This is a genomic window from Streptomyces monomycini (assembly GCF_022271435.1).
Lineage (GTDB): Bacteria > Actinomycetota > Actinomycetes > Streptomycetales > Streptomycetaceae > Streptomyces > Streptomyces monomycini.
This window is the reverse complement of sequence record NZ_JAFIQY010000002.1, coordinates 275,591-289,663: the sequence shown is the minus strand read 5'-3', so window position 1 is coordinate 289,663 and position 14,073 is coordinate 275,591. Positions and strand designations below refer to the sequence as shown.

The window sequence follows — 14,073 nt, the reverse complement described above, 5'->3', positions numbered from 1 at the left end:
TCACCCGGGCGACGGACGGTCCCGGCGGTGGACGACGCCCTTGGACGCCAGCCGGCCGTCCGCGAAGCACAGCTGGTAGGCCACGTCATCCGCGTACGGACGGATGTAGTAGTACCGGCACGTGTGCCCCGGTGGCGGCTCGGGGGTGCCGTCCGGCGGTACGTCCATGGAGAAGAACGGCAGGCGTGACTCCACCGCCTCCCGGGCGTCGCCGGTCCGTATCCGGTCGTACGTCCCGCGGTCCAGCACCGACCAGGACGGGCTGACCAGCGCGAAGATCCCCATGAGCAGCAGCAGCCCGGTGAACAGCGCCGCGGGCACGGTCACCGTCTGCACCAGCCGCCGCCGCACCTGCTCACGGGCGGACGCCAGTTCCCGCTGCGACCGGCTCCACCGGGCGTGGTCGCCGGGGCCGCGTACCGGCGCCCGGCCGGCCGTCGGCAGCCGGGCCGCGACCTCGAACCCGCCCTCGGGAGTGGGCCCGGCCCGCAGCTCACCGCCCGCGAGCCGGACCCGTTCGTCCAGCCCCACCAGGCCGCTGCCGCCTGGTCCCGGGCCCGGCACCGGTGTCTGGCCGGGCGGGGGCGCGGCGTTGGTCACCGCCACGTCCAGCCGCCGCCCGTCGCCGGACAGCCGTACGTCCACCGGGGCGCCCGGCGCGTGCTTGGCGGCGTTGGTCAGCCCCTCCTGCACCACCCGGTACACCGCGCGCCCGCCCATCACCGGCATGGCCCCCTCGGCCGTCTCCACCGTGCCGTCCCGGCGGAGCGAGACGGCGAGGCCGGCCGACCGGGCGCGTTCGACCAGGGCCTCGACGCTGTCGGCGGCGGGCAGCCGGGAGGGCTCGGCGCGGTCGTCGGTGCGGAGTACGCCGATGACGTCCCGCAAATGTTCGGCGGCCGTGCCGGCTGCCGCCCGCAGCTCGCCGACGGCCGCCCGCTGGTCGGGCGCCAGCCGCGGATCGACCTCCAGCGCCCCGGCCCGCAGGGTGAGCAGCGCCAGTTCATGGCCGAGCGAGTCGTGCATGTCCCCGGCGATGCGGGCCCGTTCGCGCAGCCGGGTGCGGTCGGCGACCGCCTGCTGTTCGTGTTCCAGCCGCTCGGCGAGCTGCCAGCCCGTACGCACCAGGGCCGCGTACTGGCGGCGGTAGCGGCCGAGCAGCCACGGCAGGACGATGTTGAAGAGCAGGGTGAGCACAGCGGTGAACCAGGGCCACATGTTGCGGACGAGGACGACGCTCAGCGGCAGGCTGACGGCCGCGACGCCCGCGAAGAACCAGAGAGCGGCGCGGGCCCGTTCGAGCCGTACCCCGGCGAGGTACGCCAGGACGGCCAGCGCGGCGGTGTACTCGAACGTGAACAGGTCCCGGGACGTCGCGAGCCCCAGTGCCACGGGCACGGCGAGCGCCATGAGCGGCCACTTCCGGCGCACCGCCACCGCCGCCGCGAGCAGCGGGACGCCGAGCGCCGCCGTCCACGTCCGTACCGGGGACACCCCGTCGAGGGCGGCGGTGAGCGGTGCGGCCAGCGCCAGCCAGAGACAGACGTCCAGCAACCGGGCCGCCCAGCGGGGGCGTTCGGCGGCGGGCGGCGCTTGCCGCGTCAGGCGAGTGAGCATGACGTCAGCTTCGCCGATCAGGGGCGGTGGGCGCGTCCGACGAAAGTAAGGGAAGTGCCGTCGGGCTCCGGGGCCGCGGGCTCACGCGTCCCGCACCAGCCCCGCCTCGTACGCGAGGATCGCCGCCTGCACCCGGTTCTTCAGCCCCAGCCGCGCCAGGATCGCGCTGACGTACGCCTTGACCGTGCCCTCGACGACGAACAGCCGCCCGGCGATCTCCGCGTTCGACAGCCCCGCACCCACCAGGGCCAGCACCTCGCGCTCACGGGCGGACAGCTCCTCGGTACGGGACCGCGCCGCGGCCGCCTTGCCCAGCGCCACCCCGCCGAACTGGCTGATGACACGCCGCGCCACGGACGGTGAGAGGTACGCGCCGCCCTCGGCGGCCGCCCGTACCCCGGTGATCAGCTCGCGCGGGTCGCCGGTCTTCAGCAGGAAGCCGCTGGCGCCGGAGCCCAGGGCGCCGGCCACGTACGCGTCCTCGGAGAAGGTCGTCAGCATCACCACCGCCGTCTCCGGCAGCACCCGGTTCAGTTCGGCCGCGGCGCCGAGGCCGTCCAGCCGCGGCATCCGGATGTCCAGCAGGCACACGTCGGGGCGGTGCCGCAGCGCCAGTTCCACCGCTGCGCGCCCGTCGGCCGCCTCCGCGACCACCTCGACGCCGGGCGAGGCCGTGAGGATGGCGCGCACCCCGGCCCGGATCATCGCCTCGTCGTCCGCCAGCAGTACCCGAACGGTCGCCCCCGCATCGCTCATACGGATCACCCTAGCCATGCGCCCGGCCGCAGCCGCCGTCGGGCACATGGATGGGCGGTGTCCGAAGGGAGGTTGGGAGCCTCCGGACACCGCCCGGTCATGGGGTCACCGCTCCGCCCCCGGAAGGGGGCCGGCGGTACCCGTCCCTACTTCACCGCGACGCCCGTCCACGCCGCCTCGACGCCCTTGACCTCGGCGCCGTCCGCGCCGTACAGGTCGGTGGCCGCCTTGACGGTCGCCTCGCGGGCGCCCTTGTAGTCGGTGTTCGAGGTCATGTACGTGGTCAGGGCCTTGAACCAGATCTTCTCGGCCTTGTCCCGGCCGATGCCCTCGACCTTCTTGCCGTCCGCGGTCGGGCTGTCGTACTTGACGCCGTCGATCTCCTTGGCGCCGCTGCCCTCGGACAGCAGGTAGAAGAAGTGGTTGGCGATGCCGGAGGAGTAGTGCACGTCGACGTTGCCGGCGTCCGGGCTCCAGCTGTCCAGGGACTGGCCGTCCTTGGAGGGCTTGTCCATGTAGCGCAGCGGCTTGCCGTCACCGGCGATGTCGAGCTTCTCGCCGATGAGGTAGTCGCCGGCGTCCTCCTTGTTCTTGGCGGAGAACTCCACGGCGGTGCCGAAGATGTCCGAGGTGGCCTCGTTCAGACCGCCGGACTCGCCGCTGTAGGTGAGGTTGGCGGTGGCCGAGGTGACGCCGTGGGTCATCTCGTGCGCCGCGACGTCGATCGAGGTGAGCGGCTTCTTGTTGCCCTCACCGTCGCCGTACGTCATGCAGAAGCAGCTGTCGTCCCAGAACGCGTTGGAGTAGTTCTGGCCGTAGTGGACGCGGGAGGTCGCGCCCTTGCCGTCGCCCTTGATGCCCGAGCGGCCGTGCACGTTCTTGTAGTAGTCCCAGGTCAGCTGGGCACCGTAGGCGGCGTCGACGGCGGCGGTCGCCGGGTCGTCGGCCTTGCCGTTGCCCCACTTGTCGGTCTTGCTGGTGAAGAGCTTGCCCTCGCCGCTCTCGCTGCCGCCCAGGTTGAACGTCGAGTGGCCGCCGCGCCCGTCGTCGGTCAGCTCGTAGCCGTCGCCGCCCTTCTTCGAGCCGATCTCGACGGAACCGCTGTAGGTGCTGGTGCCGGCGCCGTTCTCGATGCCCTGGTACTGGAAGATCTTCTTGCCGGTGTCGGCGTCGGTGATGACGTGCAGCTGGTTGGGCGTGCCGTCCTTCTGGAAGCCGCCGACCACCGTGTCGTACGCGAGGACCGGCTTGCCGGAGGCGGCCCAGACGACCTTCTTGGGCGTCACGGCGGCGGCCTGCTTCGCGCCGAAGGACTTCGCGGTGCCCTGCGCCGCCTGCGCCGCGGCCTTCGGGGCGATCTTCGGGGTGGTCGAGGCGACGGCTATCTTCGCGGTGTTGGCCTTGGTGGTGCTCTTGACCGCACCGCCCTTGGCCCGGTGCACGATCAGGTCGCCGCCGAGGACGGGCAGTCCGGCGAAGGTGCGGTCGTAGCGGGTGTGGGTGGTGCCGTCGGCGTCCTTGACGACGTCCTTGACGACGAGCTTCTCCTGGGCGCTCAGGCCCAGTTCCTGCGCCGCCCGGGCCTTGGTGGCGCTCGCGTCGCGCAGCAGTTCGGCGCGGTGCGAGGCGGTCAGCTGGATCGGCGAGGCCGCCGCGGCCTTGGCGGTGGTGTCGGGGCCTGTGGGGGAGGCGCCCGCGGTACCGGCCGTGACGGCCGCTGCTATCAGTGCGCCGGCCGCTGCCAGCGAGATTCCGGTGGTACGGGCCTTACGGGACATGTGGGGGGACACGCGTGTGCTCCTTCGACTTTGCCAAGGGTGGGGGTGCAAAGCGATGCGGGTGGTGCTTGCGGGGGAGACTGCCATTCGAACGCGTGCATGTCAGGAGGGGGCCCGGAAGTTGGCGTGAAATCGTCCGTAGAGCGAACATCACTGTTCGTATGCCGGTGCCGCACGCAAAGAAACGGGCGTCGCCCCTGGTGGGAGCGACGCCCGGTCGTGCGGGTGCCGGAACGGTCAGGTGGGCCGCGGGGGTTGGCCCGCGCGCGGCCCGCCGTCACCTCGGAAGGTCAGCTCAGAAGGTCAGCTTCCAGCTGTTGATGTAGCCGGTGTCCTGCTGGTAGACGTCCCGGACCCGCAGGTTCCAGGTGCCCTCGGCGGCCTCCGAGGAGGCGTTGACGGTGTAGGACGCCTTGACGTTCGCCGTCGAGTCGGCCGCGTTGGAGTTCTTCAGCCGGTACGCGGTGCCGTCCGGGGCCACCAGGTCGATCACCAGGTCGCCGCGGTAGGTGTGCACGATGTCCACGTCCACCTTCAGGGCGCTCGGCGCGTTGCCCGTCCGGGTCACCTTGACGGGCGAGTTGACCGCGCTGCCCGCGTCCGGGATCTGCACGTCGTCGAGGTTCTCGAAGACGTCACCGCCGCTGCCCGGCTTCACGGTCCAGGTGAAACTGGTGGTGCCGGTCTTGTTGGCGGAGTCGGTGACGGTGACCGTCACGTTGCTGGTGCCCTCGGTGGTCGGGGTGCCCGAGATCAGCCCGGAGGTCTGGTTGATGCTCAGCCCGGCCGGCAGCCCGGTGGCCGCGTACTTCAGCGCGCCCGCGTTGCTGCTGGTGGCCTTGATCTGCAGGCTGGCGGGCTGGCCGACGGTGCTGGTCTGGTTGCCCGGGTTGGTCACGCTGACGCCGGTGTCCGGCACGCGCTGGCCGACGTTGACCGCCGCCCAGGTGTTGGCGACCGTGTTGTACGTCGCGCTGCCCTGGCCGAACAGCTCGGCCGCGGCGGACAGCGTCGCGGTACGGGCCGCCGCGTAGTTGGTGTTCGCGCTCATGTACTTGGTCAGCGCGGAGAACCAGATCTTCTCGGCGTTGGACCGGCCGATGCCGGGCACCGGCAGGTTGTCGTAGGTCGGGCTGTCGTAGTGGACGCCGTTGATGTCCTTGGGACCGCTGCCCTCGGCCAGCAGGTAGAAGAAGTGGTTGGCCACACCGGACGAGTAGTGGACGTCCACGCCGCCGATGCCGGAGTACCAGTAGTCCTTGGACCGGCCGTCCTTGCTCGGCTTGTCCATGTAGCGCAGCGGCGTGCCGTTGCCGTTGATGTCGATTTCCTCGCCGATGAGGTAGTCACCGACGTCGTTGGGGTTGTTGGCGTTGAACTCGACGGCGGTGGCGAAGATGTCCGAGGTGCCCTCGTTCAGGCCGCCCGGCTCGCCGCTGTAGGTGAGGTTGGCGGTGGCCGAGGTGACGCCGTGGGTCATCTCGTGCGCCGCCACGTCGATGGAGGTCAGCGGCTTGACGTTGCCGCTGCCGTCGCCGTACGTCATGCAGAAGCAGCTGTCCTGCCAGAACGCGTTGACGTAGTTGTTGCCGTAGTGCACCCGGCTGTACGCGCCGACACCGTCGCCCCTGATGCCGCTGCGGCCGTGCACGTTCTTGTAGTAGTCCCAGGTCAGCGCCGCGCCGTAGTGCGCGTCCACACCGGCGGTCTGGGCGTTCTGCGGGGTGCCGTCACCCCACACGTCGTCCGGGTCGGAGAACAGCGTCCCGGTGCCCGAGGTGCCGCGGTTGAGGTTGTAGGTCTTGTGGTTGCCGCGGGTGGTGTCGGTCAGCGTGTACGAGGGGGCGGTGCCCAGGGTGACCTGGCCGCTGTACATGCTGTTGCCGGTGCCCTCCTGGACACCCTGGTACTCGTGGAGCTTCTCGCCGGTCGTGGCGTTCGTGATCACGTGCAGCTCGTTGGGCGTGGTGCCGTCCTCCTGGACGCCGCCGACGACCGTCTCGTACGCCAGTACCGGCTTGCCGTCGGCGACCCAGATGACCTTGCGCGGCTCCCGGGCGTCCGCCTTCTTCGCGCCCTGCGCCTTCGACGCCTTCAGCGCCTTCTCCTCCGCGGCGGCCGGCGCGAGCTTCGCGGTGGTGGTCGGCACGTCGAGCAGCGACCGCACCGCCTTGGTGACGCTGCGCAGCGTTCCGTTGGGCGCCTCGTGGACGACCAGGCCGCCGCCGAGCACCGGCAGCCCCGCGTAGGTGCGGTCGTAGCGGGTGTGCACACTGCCGTTGACATCCTTGAGGACGTCCTTGACGACGAGCTTCTCCTTGGGACCGAGCTTGAGCTGCTTGGCCGTCCCGGCGGCGCCGGCCTTGGCCTCCCGCAGCAGCTCCGCCCGCTGGGCGGGCGACAGTTTGGCGGGCAGCGCGCCCGGGTCGGGCTGCGCGGTGACCTGGCCGGGCCGTGGGGCGGCGGCCGTCCCGGCGCCTGCCTGCACGGTCACGGTCAGCATCGCGGCCATGGCGACCACGGCGCCGGTCGCGACGGCGCGCCTATGGGGGGTGCGTCTCACACTGACTCCTTCTGCGGTGGCCGCGACCGGTGGGTGGGCGGCCGAGGGGGACCGGGCGGCGGAGTGACCGTCCGGGCAGAGCGAGGCAGAACACGTGGAACGTGTGGGGGGAGGCACCAGGTGCGGGTGGTCCGGGCCTTCGAGCGTCGGGCGTCGAGCGTCGGGCGTCGAGCGTCGGGCATCGAGCGTCGAACGGGCCGTGGGCGCGGAGTGGTGCACTGTGGGGCTCCGCGTAACGGATGCGGGGAAGAGTGCCACCCGGGGACCACGGTTGTCAGTGGCCGGTCAATAGTTGGCCGGAAAACGTCCGTAGAGCGGGGGATCGGGTCCGTATACAGGACGTGACGGTACGTCCACCCCCACCGGCCCCTCCCCGCACGGCCGCCCCGGCACACCGCGGTCCGCCAGGCAGTCCGGGCCGCACGCCCGGGGCGCATACACGTTCGACACACCGTCCGTCCGCCACCGCGGCGGCGAAGCGTCGTCTTCGGCCACCCGAAACGGATCGCCATGGAGGGGGACGGAGCGGAACGCGAGTGCGGCGGCACGGCGCGCCCGGCATGATCGGGCGGTCGAAAGGACAGCAGATGACCACCCACCGAACCACCCCGCCGATGCGCGGGAGCGAACGCGAAACCCTCCGCGCCTACCTCGACTTCCACCGCGCGACGCTCGCCATGAAGTGCGACGGCCTGTCCGACGAGGACCTGCGCAGCCGGTCCATGCCGCCGTCCACGCTGAGCCTGCTCGGTCTCGTACGGCACCTGGCGGAGGTGGAACGCACCTGGTTCCGCCGGGTGATCGCCCAGGAGGACGTCCCCCTGGTCTGGTCGCCGGACGGCGACTTCCAGGCGGCGTACGACCCCGGCACGGCCACCCGCGAGGACGCGTTCACCGCCTGGCAGGCCGAAGTCGACCACGCCCGCCGCATCGAGAGCGCCGTGCCCTCCCTGGACATGACCGCCCACGCGCCCCGCTGGGGCACCGACATCTCCCTGCGCGTCGTGCTGCTCCACGTCATCCTCGAATACGCCCGCCACAACGGCCACGCCGACTTCCTGCGCGAGGGCATCGACGGGGTGGTGGGTCCCTGAGGAGTCCGTGCGGCCCCCCGGACCCACCGCCCGTGCCGGTGACGGACTCCCGGCCTCCGGGGCCCCGGCCCGTCCTGACATGCTGCGGTCATGACCACGGAAGCCGCCGCAGAGTTCGAGTCGCACCGGCCCCGGCTCTTCGCGCTCGCGTACCGGATGCTCGGTTCGGCGAGCGAGGCCGAGGACGTCGTGCAGGACACGTACCTGCGCTGGAGCGGGGCCGACCGGACCGCCGTCCGCACCCCGGCCGCCTGGCTGACCAAGGTCATGACGAACCTCTGCGTCAACCGGCTCACCTCCGCCCGCGCCCGGCGCGAGCTGTACGTCGGGCCCTGGCTCCCCGAGCCGGTCCTGACCCGCACCGCCGACGGTCCGCTCGGCCCGCTGGAGACCGCCGAGCAGCGCGAGTCCGTCTCGCTCGCCCTGCTCACCCTGATGGAACGGCTCACCCCTGCCGAACGCGCCGTCTTCGTCCTGCGGGAGGCGTTCGGCCACAGTCACCGCGAGGCCGCCGAGGTCATCGGCGTCGAGGAGGCGCACGCCCGGCAGTTGCACCGCCGGGCCCGCGAACGGCTCGGCCGCCCGGGGCGGTTCGCCGTGGACGACACCCGGCGCAGGGAGACCGTCGAGCGCTTCTTCGCCGCCGCGCTCGACGGCGACCTGGCCGGACTGGAACGGCTGCTGGCCGACGAGGTGACCGCCTGGGCCGACGGCGGCGGCCGGGTCACCGCCGCGCGCCGGCCGATCACCGGGCGCGCGAAGGTGCTCCGCTACCTGCTCGGTCTGGGGTCCGGCCCGGAGGCCGCGGTGGCCACCTTCCGGCCGGCCGAGGTCAACGGCGAACCGGCGCTGCTCGTCCTGCTGGACGGCACGCTGTTCGCCGTCGCCGTACCGGAGGTCCACGAGGGGCGGGTCAGTGCGGTCCGGACGATCCTCAACCCGGACAAGCTCGCCTTCGCCGCCGCCCAGCTCGTGTGATCCACCCCACGGCGCGAGCTGTCACGGATCGGCCCGCCCGCCGGTTCAGGAGGCATGACACATCACCTCGTGGTTCTGGGAGCCGGGTACGCCGGACTGATCGCGGCGAAGGGCGCCGCCCGCAGACTGCGGCGCTCCGGCGGCGTACGCATCACCCTGGTCAACGCGTCGGACCGGTTCGTCGAGCGGGTCCGGCTGCACCAGCTCGCCGCGGGCCGGCCGCTGCGGGACCTCCCCCTGAGCACCCTCCTCGCCGGTACGGGCATCCGGCTGGCCGTCGCCCGGGTGACCGCCGTCGACGCCGCCGCCCGTACGGTCCGGATGGACGCCGCACCGTACGCCCTCACCTACGACACCCTCGTGTACGCGCTGGGCAGCACGGCCGACACCACCGCCGTCCCCGGAGCCGCCACGTACGCCTCGACGGTGGCCACCCATCAGGACGCGGTCCTCCTGCGCGCCCGCGCCCAGGAGGCCCGCGGCGCGCTGGCCGTCGTCGGAGGCGGCCTGACCGGCATCGAGGCGGCCGCCGAGCTGGCCGAGGCCCGCCCGGGACGCACCGTGCACCTGGTCACCCAGGGCGAGATCGGCCCCGGACTCTCGGAGCGCGGCCGGCGCTACGTCCGCGGCGCCCTGCGGCGGCACGGCGTCACGCTCCACGAGCACACCCGCGTCGGCGAGGTCACCGCACACGGCCTGGCCCTCGCCGACGGCGGCGGGGTCGCGGCCGACGCGGTCGTCTGGGCGGCCGGCTTCCGGGTGCCCGCTCTGGCGCGCGAGGCCGGGCTCGCCGTCGACGACCGCGGCCTGATCACCGTCGGCCCGGACCTGCGCTCGCTCTCCCACCCGGAGGTCTTCGCGGCGGGCGACGCGGTGGCGGCGTACGGGCCCGACGGCTCCGCGTCCCGGATGTCCTGCCAGACGGGCCTGCCGATGGGCGCCCGCGCCGCGCGCAACGTCGCGGCCGTCCTCACCGGCCGCACCCCCCAGCCGCTCCGACTCCGCTACGTCGGCCAGAACATCAGCCTCGGCCGCCACGACGGCCTCACCCAGTTCACCCGCTCCGACGACAGCCCGGTATCCGCCGTCCTCACCGGCCGCGCCTCGGCCCGCTTCAAGGAGGCCGTCACGCGAGGGACGGTACTGGCCCTGCGCCGGTGAAGCGGGGCGGAGGGGGCGCCGGGGCCGGCGCCCCCGGCTCCGGCCACCTTCCGCGGGGGCGGCAAGCGTCCGTTCGACGCGGTTCCGTGATCACGCGCACGTGCTCACGGAACCGCGGGAGCCGGAACGTCCGCGGCTCACACCACGCTCTCCCGCCACGCCTGGTGCAGCTCCGCGAAGCGGCCGCGGCCCGCGATCAGTTCGGCGGGGGTGCCGTCCTCGACGACGCGGCCGGCGGACATCACCAGGACCCGGTCGGCCGTCTCGACCGTGGACAGGCGGTGGGCGATGACCACCGCCGTCCGGCCGCGCAGGACCGTGTCCATGGCGTGCTGGACCGCGCGTTCGCCGGGGATGTCGAGGGAGCTGGTCGCCTCGTCGAGGATCAGTACGGACGGGTCGGCGAGCAGGGCCCGGGCGAAGGCGACGAGCTGGCGCTGACCTGCGGAGATCCGGCCGCCGCGCCTGCGTACGTCGGTGTCGTACCCGTCGGGCAGGGCGGCGATGAAGTCGTGGGCGCCGATGGCCCGCGCGGCCTGTTCGACCTCCTCGCGGGTGGCGTCGGGGCGGCCGATGGCGATGTTCTCGGCGACCGTGCCGGAGAACAGGAACGCTTCCTGGGTGACCATGACCACCGCGCGGCGCAGGTCGGCGGTGGACAGGTCGCGCAGGTCGACGCCGTCGACGCGGACGCTGCCGGTACGGAGGTCTTCCGGGCCCGGATGCGGTGGAGCGCTGGGAGACGGGTCGTAGAACCGGGCCAGCAGCTTGGCCAGAGTGGACTTGCCGGCACCGGTGGAGCCGACGACGGCGACCGTTCGGCCCGCGGCGAGGGTGAGGTCGAAGCGCGGCAGCACCTCGCCGCCGGTGCGGTAGGAGAACCGTACGCCGTCGAAGGTGACCTCGCGGCCCGGCAGCGCGCCGGACCGCTCCGGCAGCGGCAGCGGATCGGTGGGCTCCGGGACGCTCGGGCGCTGGGCGAGCAGCCCGGCGATCTTCCCCAGGGAAGCGGCGGCGGACTGGTAGGAGTTGAGGAACATCCCGAGACGGTCGATCGGGTCGTACAGGCGGCGGAGATAGAGCACCGCGGCCGCCAGGACACCCAACGCGAGGCTGCCCGAGGCCACCCGGTACGCGCCCCACAGGACCAGCGCGGCCACCGCCACGTTGGCCACCAGGCGCGAGGAGATGACGTACCGGGCCATCTCCAGCACGGCGTCGCCGTTGGTGCGTTCGTGGCGGCCGTTCAGACGGGCGAACGCCGCGTCGTTGGCCTGCTCGCGCCGGAACGCCTGCACCGGGCGGATACCGTTGATCGTCTCCGCGAACTTCACGATGACGGCGGCCATCGCCGACGACTTCACGCTGTAGACGCGCTGGGAACGCCGCTGGAAGGAGCGGACGAGCAGGTACAGCGGCCCGGCGGTGGCGACGGCGGCGGCCCCCAGGCCCCAGTCGAGGTAGAGCAGCGTCGCCGTGATGTAGACCGTGGCCAGGGTGATGGATATCAGCTCCTGGAGCCCCTCGCTCAGCAGCTCGCGCAGCGCTTCCACGTCGGTGGTGGCGCGGGATATCAGCCGGCCCGAGGTGTAGCGCTCGTGGAAGTCCAGGCTCAGCGCCTGGCCGTGCCGGAAGATGCGGCCCCGCAGGTCGAGCAGGACGTCCTGGCTGATCCGCGCGGCGAGCCGGACGAAGACGTACTGGAGTCCACCGGCCGCCGACGCGCAGAGCAGGTAGGCCGCCGCCACCGCGATCAGCGGGCCGTGGTCGTCCGCCCGCAGGGCCGGGACGGCGTGGTCGATGGCGAAGGCGACCAGCAGCGGTCCGGCCTGGACGGCGGCCTGCTGGAGCAGGAGGAGGACGGCCGCCGCCCACGCGGCTCGCGTGTGCGGGCGCAGCAGCGAGCCCAGCAGACCGCGCGAGGCGCCCTTGGCGGTGGGCAGGAGGTCCTGGGCGAAGGCGTCGGGGGAGGTGTCGGGCGGTGTGCCGGGGGAGGTGGCGGGGGACGCGCCGGGGGATGTCTCCGGGGCGGCGGGGTCGGCCGGGAGAGGAGGCGACGGGTGGGGCGCGTGGTCCCCGTCCGGCCCGTCGCCCGTGGCCTTTCCGGTACCGGTGCTCGTGGTCATCGCACGCTCCCCTCCTCGTGCCGGGCGGCGCTCCCGTCTTCGTGCCGGGCGGCGCCCCCGCCGTCCGCCGCGCCGGACATCAGCGCCGCGTACTCGGCGTTCTCGCGCAGCAGCTGGTGATGGCTGCCGACGGCCGCGATCCGGCCGCCGGACAGCAGCGCCACCCGGTCGGCGAGCAGGACCGTGGACGGACGGTGCGCGACGACCAGGGCGGTGGTGGTCGCCAGCACCTGCCGCAGCGCCGCTTCGACCAGCGCCTCCGTATGGACGTCCAGCGCGGACAGCGGATCGTCCAGGACCAGGAAGCGGGGCCGGCCGACCACCGCGCGGGCCAGCGCGAGCCGCTGCCGCTGCCCGCCGGACAGGCTCAGGCCCTGTTCGCCGACCTCGGTGTCGGGCCCGTCGGGGAGCGCGTCCACGAACCCGTCGGCCTGGGCGACGCGCAGGGCCCGCCGGAGGTCGTCGGGGCCGGCGCCCTCGCCGCCCATCAGGACGTTCTCCGCGGCGGTCGCGGAGAACAGGGTCGGCTCCTCGAAGGCCACCGCGACCCGGGCACGCAGCTCGTCGCGGGGCAGCGCCGTGATGTCCGTGCCGTCCAGGGTGATGCGGCCGCCGGTCACTTCGTGCAGCCGGGGGACGAGCGCGGTGAGCGTGGTCTTGCCGCTGCCGGTCGCGCCGACCAGGGCCATCGTCTCGCCGGGGCGGATGTGCAGGTCGACGCCCCGGAGGGTGGGCGGGGCGTCGGCGGGGGCGTCCGGGTAGCGGAAGGTGACGCCGTGGAAGGCGAGGCCGGTGGCTCCAGGGCCGGTGACGGGTGCCTGCTCCGCCGCCTCGCGGGCGTCGTCCCGGTCCGCCACCGGCTCGTCCAGGACGTCGAAGTACCGGTCGGTGGCCGCCGCCGCGTCGTTGCTCATGGCGAGCAGGAAGCCGATCGACTCCACCGGCCACATCAGGGCCAGGGCCGTGGACAGGAACGCGACGAGGGTGCCGGCCGACAGGTCCCCGTCGGCCACCTGGACCGTACCGAGCACCAGTGCCGCCCCGAGGGCCAGCTCCGGCAGCGCCATGATGCAGGCCCACAGGGCGGCCAGCAGCCGGGCCTTGCGCAGCTCGGTGGTGCGCAGCCGGGCCGTCAGCTCCCGGAACGCGCGGGCCTGGCTGCGGTGCCGGCCGAACCCCTTGATGATCCGGATGCCGAGGACCGACTCCTCCACGACCGTGGTCACGTCGCCGACCTGGTCCTGGGCCCGCCGCGCCGCCACCGCGTACTTCGCCTCGAAGACCGAGCACAGCACGATCAGCGGCACGATGGGGGTCAGCAGCACCAGGCCCAGCGACCACTGCTGCGCCAGAAGAATCACGCAGCCCACCAGGATCGTGGTGGCGTTGACGATCAGGAACGTCAGCGGGAAGGCCAGGAACAGCCGCAGCAGTTGCAGGTCCGTGGTGCCCCGGGACAGCAGCTGGCCGGAGGCCCAGCGGTCGTGGAAGGCGACCGGCAGCCGCTGCACGTGCCGGTACAGGCTGTCCCGCATCGTGGCCTCGACACGCGCCAGCGGCCGCGCCACCAGCCAGCGCCGCAGCCCGAACAGGCCCGCCTCCGCGAGGCCGAGCAGGAGCAGGTACCCGCCGCCCAGCCAGGCACCGCCCGGGTCCCGGTCGGCGATCGGCCCGTCCACGAGCCACTTGAGGACCAGGGGGACGACCAGCCCGATGCAGGACGCGAGCACCGCCACGAACGCCGCCGTGAACAGCCGCGCCCGCACCGGCCGGACGAACGGCCAGAGCCGCAGCAGGGAGCGCACGGCGGAGCGCCGGGCCGGCGGGGGTGGCCCGGCGGCGGAGCCGGTGCCGGGAGGGGCGTCGAGGTCGGGGTGGGCGTCAGGGTCGGGAGCGGGTCTGCCGGACTGCTGCTGTCGTCGTGTCGCCTTCGCTGTATCGGCCATCGGGACCGAGAGTACGTCCCGCCACTGACAACACTCACGGGGTTTTCGCCGCGC

The 14,073-nt window shown here is 73.2% G+C and carries 9 protein-coding genes; 3 read left to right on the top strand and 6 right to left on the bottom strand.

Translation table 11 applies throughout. The features are described from left to right. The 4 genes from JXZ78_RS03900 to JXZ78_RS03885 all read right to left on the bottom strand — a co-directional run bounded on the left by JXZ78_RS03900 (position 1) and on the right by JXZ78_RS03885 (position 6,714). A complete protein-coding gene (locus tag JXZ78_RS03900) occupies positions 1-1,617 on the bottom strand; it encodes a sensor histidine kinase (RefSeq protein WP_030018236.1) in 1,617 nt (538 codons plus the stop codon). An 81-nt stretch (positions 1,618-1,698) separates the two neighbouring features. Then, positions 1,699-2,373, bottom strand: a complete 675-nt coding sequence (locus JXZ78_RS03895) for a response regulator (protein WP_030018237.1) — start codon at positions 2,371-2,373, stop codon at positions 1,699-1,701. 146 nt (positions 2,374-2,519) lie between these two features. Continuing rightward, the gene (locus JXZ78_RS03890) at positions 2,520-4,163 is read right to left on the bottom strand and encodes a M4 family metallopeptidase (RefSeq protein ID WP_030018238.1); all 1,644 of its coding nucleotides are present in this window, start codon (positions 4,161-4,163) and stop codon (positions 2,520-2,522) included. Between the two features lie 283 nt (positions 4,164-4,446). Further along, complete coding sequence (locus JXZ78_RS03885) at positions 4,447-6,714, bottom strand: M4 family metallopeptidase (protein ID WP_030018239.1); 2,268 nt, start codon at positions 6,712-6,714, stop codon at positions 4,447-4,449. A 587-nt stretch (positions 6,715-7,301) separates the two neighbouring features. Between JXZ78_RS03885 and JXZ78_RS03880 the strand changes: the two genes are divergently transcribed. The 3 genes from JXZ78_RS03880 (at position 7,302) to JXZ78_RS03870 (ending at position 9,947) form a co-directional block, all read left to right on the top strand. Further along, on the top strand, positions 7,302-7,808 hold the full coding sequence (locus tag JXZ78_RS03880) for a DinB family protein (RefSeq protein WP_030018240.1): 507 nt from the start codon (positions 7,302-7,304) through the stop codon (positions 7,806-7,808). A 90-nt stretch (positions 7,809-7,898) separates the two neighbouring features. Next, positions 7,899-8,786 carry an RNA polymerase sigma-70 factor gene (locus tag JXZ78_RS03875; RefSeq protein WP_030018241.1) on the top strand — a complete coding sequence of 296 codons (888 nt, stop codon included), beginning with the start codon at positions 7,899-7,901 and terminating at the stop codon, positions 8,784-8,786. A gap of 54 nt (positions 8,787-8,840) precedes the next feature. Next, positions 8,841-9,947 (top strand): NAD(P)/FAD-dependent oxidoreductase, encoded by a 1,107-nt coding sequence (locus JXZ78_RS03870; protein ID WP_030018242.1) that lies wholly within the window; start codon positions 8,841-8,843, stop codon positions 9,945-9,947. A 137-nt stretch (positions 9,948-10,084) separates the two neighbouring features. On the opposite strand, the gene JXZ78_RS03865 is transcribed toward JXZ78_RS03870, so the two are convergent. Together JXZ78_RS03865 and JXZ78_RS03860 are read right to left on the bottom strand one after the other, a co-directional pair. After that, positions 10,085-12,073 carry an ABC transporter ATP-binding protein gene (locus tag JXZ78_RS03865; RefSeq protein WP_030018243.1) on the bottom strand — a complete coding sequence of 663 codons (1,989 nt, stop codon included), beginning with the start codon at positions 12,071-12,073 and terminating at the stop codon, positions 10,085-10,087. Then, on the bottom strand, positions 12,070-14,019 hold the full coding sequence (locus JXZ78_RS03860) for an ABC transporter ATP-binding protein (protein WP_275127400.1): 1,950 nt from the start codon (positions 14,017-14,019) through the stop codon (positions 12,070-12,072). The genes JXZ78_RS03865 and JXZ78_RS03860 overlap by 4 nt, the downstream gene beginning before the upstream one ends. Positions 14,020-14,073 lie beyond the last annotated feature (54 nt).